Raw genomic sequence first — 11294 nt, 5'->3', positions numbered from 1 at the left:
GTATCTCTGCCCTAGTGATTTGCCTATTAATAAATGATTTTAAGGAGGTCATGATGAGACGGATCTACTTTCTTTCCCCCGATATTGAGACCACCAAACGTATAGTCGATGACCTGTTGTTGGCGCGGATCGAGGAGCGGCACATTCACGTGGTCGCCAAGCGCGGCACGGAGCTGGAAGACCTGCCGGAGGCGAATCTCCTTCAAAAAAGCGATTTTGTCCCGGCGGTCGAGCGTGGGCTAGCGCTGGGCGGATCGGCTGGCGCGCTTGCCGGACTGGTTGCAATAGCGCTTCCCCCTGCTTCGACCGTCCTTGCGGGCGGCGTCTTGCTGGGAAGCGCGCTTGCAGGCGCAGGTGTGGGTGCATGGGCCGGCAGCCTAATAGGGGTCAGCACGCCCAGTTCCAGAATTAAACAGTTTGAAGAAGCGATCGAGGCCGGGCATCTGCTGGTTTTGGCCGATGTGCCAAAGAATCGGGTAGCGGAGATCGAGGCCCGTATAAAGAAACATTTGCCTGAAGTGGACATTGAAGGCACGGAACCGATCATACCGGCATTCCCGTAACGAGTGCTAGCGTGTCAGGTTTGTGAACTGTTTCATGAAACGGCGATCGATCCAATCTTTCCATCGCCAGAAAAGAGCGGAGTGGCCAGCCCAAGGGCCATACGACGCAATGGCGCGCCTATCCGCGGTGCCAATAAGGCTGAGGCTGTGGCGTTGCGGTTTATAGGCGCTGAGCGGAGGGCCAGCAAGATAAGCACGCAGGTTGCGCTCCAGCGGCTTAGCCATGCGTACGGCAAAAACACCAGACTTCGGCAATGCCCGATTTTGGACAGCAGCTACGTCACCCGCGGCAAAAATCCCGGGATGGCTTAGTGTTTGAAGCGTGGGTGCGACTCGAACGAAGCCTTCGCTGGTAGTGTCCAGTCCGCTTTCTTCCAGCCATAGGGAAGGCGCAGCCTGTGCGGCCCAAAAAACGAAGTCAGCCGGGAGGGTTTGTCCGCCGTCGAGTCGTAAGTGATCCTGCATCACTTCAACTACCCGGCGACCTTTGACTACCGTTACGGCGCGCGTATAGAAGGCTGTCAACAATACCTCGCGCGCGCGAATGGTATCCGGGCAGCAGATGCGGCCCGGCATGAATAATTGTGAACTCAGCTTCGTTTCGCAGCTGCGAATGCATTGCCAGTGTCAGTTCCACTCCGCCTGCGCCGCCGCCTACGACAATAACTCGCATTCTTGCGTGCGCGGCTGCCGCCTGGACACATGCCCAACCGCGCAGTAAGTCGGGTACGGGCTTGGTTGGAATTGCCCATTGGTTTGCGCCGGCTACGCTCGCCATGCATGAGGTACCGCCTATGTTGATGGAGATCACATCGGCAGGCAGCGTTGAACCGTCAAAGCCAATGAGAACCTGTTTCCGCTTCAGATCGATGCCATATGCTTGCGCGTGAATGAAGCGGGCGCCGCAAAAGTCTCACAGTTGGCGCAGATCGATAAACATTTCCTCCCGGCTGTAGATACCGCTGATATGACCCGGCAGCATCCCCGAGTAAGCCGCGTGCTCGACGTCGCTTATCAGCGTCACTCGAATATTTCTTAACGGGTTGACGCCGAATTTCCGCAGCAGCAGGACATGAGCATGTCCGCCGCCAATGAGTATCAGCTCGTGACGGATGGGAAAGAGGGCAGCGAATGATGAGCTGGCGATAATGCAAGTTCCTCAGGGTTTCGGTTTTGCCCCTGCTGGTTTATCATTCCCGGTTCGCGAGCGAGGAAATCATATGGCAAGGATGAAATGGCAGGGCTAAGTAAAGGTACTCCTAATCCTACTGAAGTAAAACTGCATCGAAAATCGAGAATACTGGAAATTTCCTTCAGTGACGGTCAGACGTTTCGATTCCCATGCGAGTTTTTACGGGTTTACTCCCCTTCTGCTGAGGTGAGAGGCCATGGTCAGGGACAGGAAACGCTGCAAACCGGCAAGAAGGAGGTGAACATTGACCGAATCGAACCGGTCGGCAATTACGCGATTCAGCTAAATTTTTCTGACGGCCACAATACCGGTCTTTATTCCTGGGATTTGCTTTACGATTATGGCTTGCGCCAGGACGAGATGTGGCAGCATTACTTGAAGCGGATGGACGCAGCAGGAGCGAGCCGAGAGGTTCGTCGCTAGCCGGAACGTGCGCCTGCCGGGCGTGAACGGCGCCGCAACCTCATCAATATATATTTTGTGCATCCTTTCCTACATAAGACTGGCCATTCATGACTAAGACTACGCATTTTGGCTTTAATACCGTTGCTGAAACAGAAAAAGCCCGCAGAGTTGCCGGGGTGTTCGATTCAGTGGCGGAGCGCTATAACCTGATGAATGACCTGATGTCGGCAGGTATGCACCGGCTGTGGAAGCGCTTTGCCGTGGAGGCAAGCGGAGTCAAAAAAGGTGACCGTGTGCTGGACATCGCCGGCGGCACCGGCGATCTGAGCATGCTGTTTTGGGAGCAGGCCGGCGCCAGCGGCGAGATCTGGCTGACCGATATAAACAATTCCATGCTTACGATAGGCCGTGACCGGTTGCTGGATGAGGGAGCGGCTGTGTCGGTAACCCAGTGCGACGCGGAAAAGCTGCCATTTCACAACGACTATTTCGACTGCGTAAGCGTTGCGTTTGGGCTTAGAAACATGACCCACAAGGACGGCGCGCTGAGGGAAATGCTCCGTGTCCTTAGGCCCGGTGGGCGCCTCATCGTGCTCGAATTCTCAAAGGTATGGAAACCCCTGCAGCGCTTCTACGATCTATATTCGTTCAATGTCCTCCCGGCAATGGGCAAGCTTATCGCCAAGGATAGCGATAGCTATCGCTATCTCGCCGAATCGATCCGGATGCATCCCTCGCAGGAAGAATTAAAACGTTTAATGCAACAGGCCGGGTTTGACCGGGTGGAGTACTTTAACCTGACAGCCAGCGTTGTCGCACTGCACCGCGGCTACAAGTTTTGATGACAGGGGCGTAGCGAACGCGACGGGTCTCGATTTTGCAATATGTTGCGCCCGGGGCTCATGGATAACTGTTTTACGCTGATATCATCCTTAAGCGTCACCGGATCCTGGCGCACGTTTCCGGTAAAAAAGGCTTCTACAAAATCATAATAAGCTCCTGTCCTGTTATCGTTTGGACTTTCTGAAAGGAGCGGCGCCTCACACCTCGATGGCTGATTTTCAGGGTGTGCGGAATCACGTCGTCAAGCGCCTGGGTTCCAAAGCCAGGCTGTTTCAGGAGGTGAGAATGACCGACCTTCGCCATGTTGTATTATTGTTTGGCGAAATCTTGATAGACCGGTTTCCTGATCGAGAAGTGCTGGGCGGCGCGCCGTTTAACGTGGCCCGGCACCTTCATGCGTTCGGATGTACCCCTGTGCTGATAACACGTGTAGGGCAGGACACGGCTGGGGCTCGACTGTTGCAGACCTTGAAAAGTGCAGGAATGACCACGCACGGTGTGCAGCTTGATTCGGTGTACCACACCGGCGTGGTGGAGGTGAAGTTGACTGATGCGGGTCACCGGTTCGATATCCTTCCCGATCAGGCCTATGACCATATTCATCCCCGGTTATCCAGAATTGCCGCGCTTGCTGCGCGCCCCGAGTGGATCTATTTCGGAACGCTGGCGCAGCGCGCCAGCTCACATCGAGCTTTGCGCCACACCTTGCGTGCAGTTCATGGACAGCGGTTTTTCGATGTTAATCTGCGTGACCCATGGGTATACCTCGACCGCATACGCTGGTCGTTGCAGCACGCTGACATAGTAAAGGCCAATGATGCCGAGCTGGCGCGAATAACTCAGCTACTTGATTTGGGGGAGACGACCGCTGAGGCCCAGGCAGATGCTTTGGTGCGGCAATATCACCTGCGGGGAGTCCTTGTCACCTGTGGCGCGGCGGGCGCTTGGTGGATGGACAATTCTGCACAGCCTGTAACCATTGCATCCGAATCAGTGGAGGATATTCGTGACACGGTCGGGGCGGGCGACGCATTCTCCGCCATTTTTATACTTGGACAGGTACACGGTTGGACCCTGACCATAACCCTGCAGCGGGCACATCATTTCGCCGGAGCAATTTGCCGGATACGCGGGGCGGTTCCAGACCAAGACGATTTTTATCGGCCATTCACTGATGAATGGTTTTCAACTGAATGAACGAATTATATATTCTGATGCTGAGCCTGCACGGACTGATTCGGGGAAGCGACCTGGAGCTGGGACGCGACGCTGATACCGGTGGCCAGATATTGTATGTTGTGGAACTGGCGCGGTCGCTGGCGCGTCAGCAGCAGGTGACTAAAGTCGACCTTCTCACTCGGCGTATAGAAGATCCCACTGTTTCGTCCGAGTACGCGCGTCCGGTAGAGACACTGGGTAAGCATGCGCGCATCATTCGCCTTCCATGCGGTCCTCGCCGCTACCTGCGTAAGGAGAGCCTGTGGCCACACCTGGATCAACTGGTGGACCGCGCATTGCTTTTTCTGCGCGAGCAGAAGCGGTTGCCCGATGTCATTCATAGCCATTATGCCGATGCGGGATATGTCGGGATGCAGCTTTCTCAGCTACTGGGCATTCCTCAGGTTCATACCGGCCATTCGCTTGGACGCAGTAAACATCAGCGGCTGCTGGCGCAGGGCCGCAAACCACAGGCGCTGGAACGTCAATTCAATTTTCGCCGGAGAATCGCCACCGAAGAAGCGGTGCTGCAGAACGCAAGCCTGATAATAACCAGCACTCCTCAGGAAAGCGCCGAGCAATACGGCCTGTACACGAATTATCACCCCGAGCGTGCGATTGTTATTCCACCCGGAACCGACATTTCCCGTTTCGCTCCGCCCAGCCGTCACATTCCGCACGAACCCGAGGTTACGCGTATCATCGACCGCTTCCTGACGCATCCTCGCCAGCCGCTGGTGCTTGCCATCTGTCGACCGGAAATACGAAAAAATCTGGGCGCGTTGATTGCTGCGTTTGGTCATTCAGCCAAATTACGAGAACAGGCTAATCTTGCGATTGTTGCCGGTAATCGCGATGACATCAGGGCGCTCGACGATGCTCAGTCTGAAGTAATGACGGATCTCCTGCTGGATATTGATCGTTACGATCTATGGGGAAAGGTGGCCCTGCCCAAGCAGCACAAGCCCGCTGACATTCCCGGTTTCTATCGCCTCGCGGCGCGCCGCCGGGGCGTCTTTGTCAATCCAGCTCTTACCGAGCCGTTTGGTCTTACTTTGATTGAAGCTGCTGCCAGCGGATTACCCGTCGTGGTGACGGAGGACGGTGGGCCGCGCGATATTCTCGCGCACTGTAAGAACGGACTGCTGGTAAATCCCACCGATGTCGGCGCCATTGCCGCCGCTATTGAATATGTACTTGCCGAGCCATCACGTTGGCAGCGCTGGGCCCGCAGTGGGATCGCGGGCGTCAAGAACCACTACACCTGGGACGCGCACGTTCGCAAGTATCTAAGCGCTTTGTCACGTTTGCTCCATCATGAGCGCAAGCGAATCCGTCGGAATATTGCGATTCACCAAAGATCGCAACGCCATCCGCTGCCGCTGGTCTCACAGATGCTTATCAGTGATATCGATAACACCCTTTTGGGGGATCGTGCCGCCTTGCGACGCTTTTTAGCGATGCTGCGAGCTACGCCGCCGAATTTGGGCTTCGGCGTAGCGACCGGCCGCACCTTGGATAGCGCAGTGAAAATATTGAGGGAATGGAACGTTCCCGTACCCGATGTGTTTATAACGGCAGTGGGAAGCGAGATCAATTATGGTCCTGAACTTAGACCGGATGTGGGGTGGCAGAATTTCATCAAACACTTGTGGCGCCGCGACGCGGTCGAGAATGCGCTCCGGGCGGTGCCCGGGTTGACTTTGCAACCACTCGAAAACCAGCGTGAATTCAAGCTCAGCTACAACGTGGAATCTGCACAGCTGCCCCCCATATCAGAAGTCAGAAGCTTATTGCGCGAGCAGAATTTGTCTGTTCAATTGATCTATTCCCGGCAGGCTTATCTGGACGTTTTACCTGTGCGTGCCTCCAAGGGCCGGGCGATCCGTTACCTGGCGTATAAGTGGGGGTTGCCACTACGCGCTTTTCTGGTAGCGGGAGACTCAGGCAATGATCATGAGATGCTGATCGGCGATACGCTTGGCGTTGTGGTCTCCAATCACAGCCCGGAACTGTCTAGTCTGCGCGGCAATGAGCAGATCTATTTTGCTCGCACCAGCTACGCCGATGGCATTGCCGAAGGGATGGCTCACTATAAATTTGGTACTTCGATCACACTGGAGACGGCGAATGATTCAGAAGTTTGAGGCCTGGGTTGCGGATCATCGTAGCGATTTGTATGCCCTCGTGCGCAAATGGTTCGAGCTGGAACGGCCCCTGTTGCTGCGTTCAGACCTGCGCGCCGTTTTTGACGAGTTGAATGTGGATCATCCTCATTCTTTTGTCGAGACCCCGTTGCAGGAAATGGTCGACCTCCTGCAAGAAGCAATTTGCCGGCCCCCGCTAATCTATATGGCGCTACGAGAAGATGCCGGCCGCTGGTCTTTTATGAGCATTCATCAGCAGCGGCTCGTACCCGAGCTTGTCAGTGTTTCCGACTATCTTGCTTTCAAGGAACTGCTGGTGCATTCGGAAGGTGCTCATGAGCCAGTATTGGAGCTGGATTTCGCTCCATTCAATCGTGGCTTTCCGAGACTCAAAGAAGTTCGATCGATCGGGCAGGGAGTAATCTTCCTGAACAGGCAGTTGGCAGGCACACTTTTTACGCAATCGGGAGCAGGCGCAGGAAAGCTGTTGCATTTTTTGACCGTCCATAGCATGGAGGGGCGGCAACTGATGCTTAGCGGTAACTTTGCGGATGTTGCTGCCCTACGCGCCGGTTTGCGCCGTGCGCTTGCGTTGCTCGACAAATACCCCGTGGAGACACCGTGGCAGCAATTTGCGGAGCCACTCAGCGGGCTCGGCTTCGCTCCTGGCTGGGGGGACAATGCCGCGCGGGTAACCGATACCATGAGCCTTCTGGTCGATATTCTCGAAGCGCCCTCTCCCTTGATACTTGAGAACTTCCTGGCGCGTATCCCGATGGTCTCAAAATTACTGATCCTTTCCCCCCATGGCTTTTTCGGCCAGGACCATGTGCTGGGATTGCCGGATACCGGCGGTCAAGTGGTGTATATCCTGGATCAGGTGAGGGCGCTGGAGCGGGACATGAGCGAGCGTCTGTTACTGCAGGGAATAGAAGTGCGGCCCAAGATCATGATTGCGACTCGCCTCATTCCTGATGCAGGCGAGACACTATGCAATCAGCCGCTCGAAAAAATTCACGGGACACAGAACGCATGGATCGTGCGCGTACCGTTCCGCAAGCCCAATGGTGAAATTGTCAGGCATTGGATATCGCGCTTTGAGATATGGCCGTACCTGGAGAACTTCGCCCATGACGTGGAAAGGGAGGCCCTCGCGCAGTTAAGCGGACGTCCCGATCTCATAATAGGTAATTATTCAGACGGAAATCTTGTCGCTTCGTTGATCTCCCAGCGAATCGGGGTAACCCAGTGCAATATCGCGCACGCCCTGGAACAGAGCAAATACCTGCACTCCGCCTTGCACTGGCGGGAGAGCCAAACACAGTACCACTTCAATTGCCAGTATACGGCTGATCTCATCGCGATGAACAGCGCCGATTTTATTATTACCAGTACGTACCAGGAAATCGCGGGAACCGCGCATACGGTGGGTCAATATGAGACTTATCGGCATTTCACCATGCCCGGGCTATATCGAGTGGTAAACGGCATCGACCTCTTCGACCCGAAGTTCAACATTGTCTCGCCCGGAGCGGACGCGGAGGTGTATTTCTCTTATCTCGACCACGAACGCCGTCTGCAGTCGCTATTACCGGAAATCGAACGCCTGCTGTATGGGCAGGAGCCAGGCGTCCCCTCGCGGGGACATTTCACGGATCCTTCAAAGCCTCTGATTTTTACTATGGCGCGTCTGGATACGGTTAAAAATCTGACGGGGTTGGCGGCGTTATTCGGGCAATCTCCTGCGCTTCCGGCAGTCGCAAATTTACTCGTGATCGGCGGTCACATCGATCCGGCATTGTCGTCAGATGGCGAGGAGCGAGCCGAAATCGAACACATGCATTCCATAATGAACGAATATGGGCTGGACGGCAGCATGCGTTGGTTGGGCATACGCCTCGAGAAGAATCTCGCCGGCGAATTGTATCGGCACGTGGCCGACCGGCGGGGTATTTTTGTTCAGCCCGCTCGATTCGAGGCATTTGGGCTGACCATCATCGAGGCGATGGCCTCAGGCCTGCCGGTATTCGCCACTTGTTATGGCGGTCCTCGCGAGATCATCCAGCATGGCGTTTCGGGTTATCACTTCGACCCTAATCATGGTTCGGCGGCGGCCGCTGCCATGGCAGATTTTTTCGAACGTTCGGCGGTTGACCCGATGTTATGGAACAAGATCTCCGCAATGGCCCTGAAACGGGTGGAATCGCGCTACACGTGGCGTCTTTATGCGGAACGGATGATGACGCTGTCGCGCATTTACGGTTTCTGGAAGTTCGTGAGCAATCTAGAGCATGAAGAAACCATGCGTTATCTCAATATGTTCTACCATTTGCAGTTTCGGCCAATGGCCCAGGGATCGCTTTTCCATGAATGAGGTCTGCGCGTGCAGGCTGGCAGGAAGCGACGGATCGGCAACAGTTGCGCCGTGTCGTATATGTACCGCGCCGTCCTAGTTTCGCACGCCTTCCGGGTACAATTTATAAGGCCCCAGTTTTTTAAAGATACTTCGCAAATGGTTTTTGACGGTAAATGTGCTGATCCCCAGGATAGCAGCTATTTCGGAGGTGGTCTTACCCTCCTTGGTCCAATTCATGATTTCGGTTTCGCGGCGCGTCAGTCGGTAGTCTTCCCGGCTTATATGCGCTCGACCGAGCGGGTCGTGGGAGGGAAGAGGATCAATCTGCCCCAGCGCGCTATCAAGATAAGGAAGGAGAATATTGAAGGCATTGAACGAGGAAGTGCCGAATTTTTTCCCTGAGCCAAAAATTACGTAAAGACAATCATGCTGCCCGCGTTTGTCGCTTATTCCGTGGATAAGTATGGATTGCATCCCTTGCGACGCGATGCCCAACGGACACTGAAGGGCACGCTCTTCAAGCAAGAAACCAGTTTCACCCACGCCAAGTTCATACGGCCTCCTACCCAACTCGAGCCAACGGTTGAAGAGTCCCTGCAGCAACGGCGACAGGCTGGTTACGTCCGAATGTTCCGTCCTGACCCCTATCAAGGCGGACACAATATCGTGGTGGATGAGATTTGAATGGAAATCGCCCCAGGCGGCAAGCATGATTTCGTGTGGCAGATAGTGCTGTATTTCGCCCTGGAGCCATAAGAAAAGATCGTAATGCCGCCGCACGGCCATCCATTCGCGAATAATTCTGGCGTACCGTTCTACCTGTTCGGCAGAGAGTGAAAAGGACAAACCCATATCTGACATTTTGCTTGAAGGGAAAATGGCCGGCTTTTTTGCCTGTTGCCGACTCTCGTTTTTATTTATATTTGGTTAAAAAGATATGAGCAAGATCTGTGCCGAATTTTAATACGAGGATTTTTAACAGTAAAAAAGGTTTCGATACCTACCATGTAAAGAAAGCCGACGAAGTAAAATTCGACATAAAAAACTCCGGGGCAAGTTAATCGCTACAACGCACGTGCCTGGCCATACATGGGTGGGTGGATAGGCATGAAGGAAATTCGCACGCAGTCACCTCGACCGGAGGCTAGATGTCGTCCCGATTTTTGCGGCTGGCTTCGCAATGGCAGCTGTGGAGAGTCAGGCCGAGCAGGGCACGGGATTTCCTTGTTGGCGCGTTTTATTGTTGATAAAATAAACTCTATTTTTGGGTGGCTCCGCGGTGTTATGTCTTCCATGCGTACAGAGGGAGCATGGGCGCTCGGCGCATGGCATCAGAACATCTATAGATCGAGCTTAAGGTTGCGGTATTGGTACAGCCCCGTACAGCTTCCGGGTCTTAATGTAAGCAATTCCGTAAACCCGTCGCTAGCGCCCCCTTATATCTCCTACGACGGTATTCTATGCAGCGTGACATTAATGGTCTCTAGGGGCGGAAAAGATTCCGCCAAGGAGTATTTGTGAACAAAAGTATTATCGGTATCGCATTCATATTCGTTCTCTCATGGTCAGTTTCAGCCTCATCGCAACCACAGCAACAATCACAACCGCAGCAACAATCACAACCGCTAGCTCAGGGTGATGGCTGGCAGCTCGTCAGATCGGTTCAGCTGGGAAATTCCGGTAATTATATTCATATGGTTCTGATTGACGCCAAACGAGACATGGACAAGGCGGTTTATGGCGCCGCACTTAGCAAGTTGTGCCGGTCACAGCCTGACTTCTGCCGCGTCAGGTTCTGGAACGAAGCCCGTTATGTCCCCGACTCTATTTCTTTTACTGATGCACAATTCAAAGCCATGAGAGCAGAGTACGTATTCAACCGTGCGGGAGGTGTCCAGGAGCTGCGATACGCCTGTACGGTAGTGCCAGATAAGAGTCAGTGTTTCTCTCACTAAATTATCAGCATTCGTGCGCGTTAGGCTCAACGCCAGCGGTATCACCGGTCTCGCTGGCGATCAGGCGTTGCAGGGTAATGGCTTGTCTTAATCTAAAAAAATGGGAAGTTACATGCCGCGTCAATTGATTAGTTCAGGCTCGACATTCGAGCAGGAGATCGGGTATTCAAGAGCCGTTGTCGAGGGTGACTGGATTTTCGTGTCCGGCACGACCGGATTTGACTACAGCACAATGACCATATCGGATGACCTGTTGGAACAAGCCGAGCAATGCTTCAAAAACATTCAGGCAGCCTTAAATGAAGCGGGGGCAAGTTTACGCGATGTTGTTCGGGTTACTTACGTGTTGCCCGTTGCAGGGGATTTCCCCAAATGCTGGCCGATTCTTCGAAAATATCTGGGGGACACCCGGCCCGCGGCGATGATGATTTCAGCTGGACTTTCCGATCCACGCATGCGTGTCGAAATCCAGGTTACGGCTCATCGTGCCCCAAGCGCCTGAGCTGATATTAACCCTAATGCCTAAGCGACATATATGGCAAGTTTTATTTAATTGAATCAGAAAAGCAAGCAGAGTTCCCGTTTGGGTGCTTGCAATATAATAAACGGAAGGAG

At 54.1% G+C, this 11294-nt stretch carries 9 protein-coding genes and 1 pseudogene; 8 read left to right on the top strand and 2 right to left on the bottom strand.

All coding sequences use genetic code 11. The features are described 5' to 3' along the window. The first annotated feature begins 53 nt into the window (after nt 1-53). Nucleotides 54-563 (top strand): DUF1269 domain-containing protein, encoded by a 510-nt coding sequence (locus BM022_RS08770; protein ID WP_091138575.1) that lies wholly within the window; start codon nt 54-56, stop codon nt 561-563. Between the two features lie 6 nt (nt 564-569). On the opposite strand, the pseudogene BM022_RS08765 reads toward BM022_RS08770, so the two are convergent. Further along, a pseudogene (locus BM022_RS08765) lies at nt 570-1386 on the bottom strand (FAD-dependent oxidoreductase). A 411-nt stretch (nt 1387-1797) separates the two neighbouring features. On the opposite strand from BM022_RS08765, the gene BM022_RS08760 reads away from it, so the two are divergent. The 5 genes from BM022_RS08760 (at nt 1798) to BM022_RS08740 (ending at nt 8742) form a co-directional block, all read left to right on the top strand. Next, on the top strand, nt 1798-2178 hold the full coding sequence (locus tag BM022_RS08760) for a gamma-butyrobetaine hydroxylase family protein (RefSeq protein ID WP_091138572.1): 381 nt from the start codon (nt 1798-1800) through the stop codon (nt 2176-2178). 89 nt (nt 2179-2267) lie between these two features. Further along, nucleotides 2268-3002, top strand: a complete 735-nt coding sequence (gene ubiE / locus BM022_RS08755) for a bifunctional demethylmenaquinone methyltransferase/2-methoxy-6-polyprenyl-1,4-benzoquinol methylase UbiE (protein WP_091138570.1) — start codon at nt 2268-2270, stop codon at nt 3000-3002. 286 nt (nt 3003-3288) lie between these two features. Then, entirely contained in the window at nt 3289-4200 is a 912-nt protein-coding gene (locus BM022_RS08750) for a carbohydrate kinase family protein (RefSeq protein WP_091138657.1), read from the top strand. Next, nucleotides 4197-6368, top strand: coding sequence for an HAD-IIB family hydrolase (locus BM022_RS08745; protein WP_091138568.1), 2172 nt, complete (start codon nt 4197-4199; stop codon nt 6366-6368). Before BM022_RS08750 ends, BM022_RS08745 begins: the two co-directional genes overlap by 4 nt. Continuing rightward, entirely contained in the window at nt 6352-8742 is a 2391-nt protein-coding gene (locus tag BM022_RS08740; protein ID WP_091138567.1) for a sucrose synthase, read from the top strand. The genes BM022_RS08745 and BM022_RS08740 overlap by 17 nt, the downstream gene beginning before the upstream one ends. A 75-nt stretch (nt 8743-8817) precedes the next feature. On the opposite strand, the gene epsA is transcribed toward BM022_RS08740, so the two are convergent. Further along, nucleotides 8818-9576, bottom strand: a complete 759-nt coding sequence (gene epsA / locus BM022_RS08735) for an XrtB/PEP-CTERM-associated transcriptional regulator EpsA (RefSeq protein WP_091138655.1) — start codon at nt 9574-9576, stop codon at nt 8818-8820. A gap of 665 nt (nt 9577-10241) precedes the next feature. On the opposite strand from epsA, the gene BM022_RS08730 reads away from it, so the two are divergent. Together BM022_RS08730 and BM022_RS08725 are read left to right on the top strand one after the other, a co-directional pair. Continuing rightward, entirely contained in the window at nt 10242-10679 is a 438-nt protein-coding gene (locus BM022_RS08730) for a hypothetical protein (RefSeq protein WP_091138565.1), read from the top strand. Nucleotides 10680-10791: 112 nt separating this feature from the next. After that, nucleotides 10792-11181: a RidA family protein gene (locus BM022_RS08725; RefSeq protein WP_091138653.1), complete on the top strand. Its 390-nt coding sequence runs from the start codon at nt 10792-10794 to the stop codon at nt 11179-11181. Nucleotides 11182-11294 lie beyond the last annotated feature (113 nt).

It is taken from the genome of Nitrosospira sp. Nsp14 (assembly GCF_900113575.1).
Classification (GTDB): Bacteria; Pseudomonadota; Gammaproteobacteria; order Burkholderiales; family Nitrosomonadaceae; genus Nitrosospira.
Note: the sequence above shows the minus strand (reverse complement) of the source record. Positions and strands in the feature narration are given on the sequence as shown.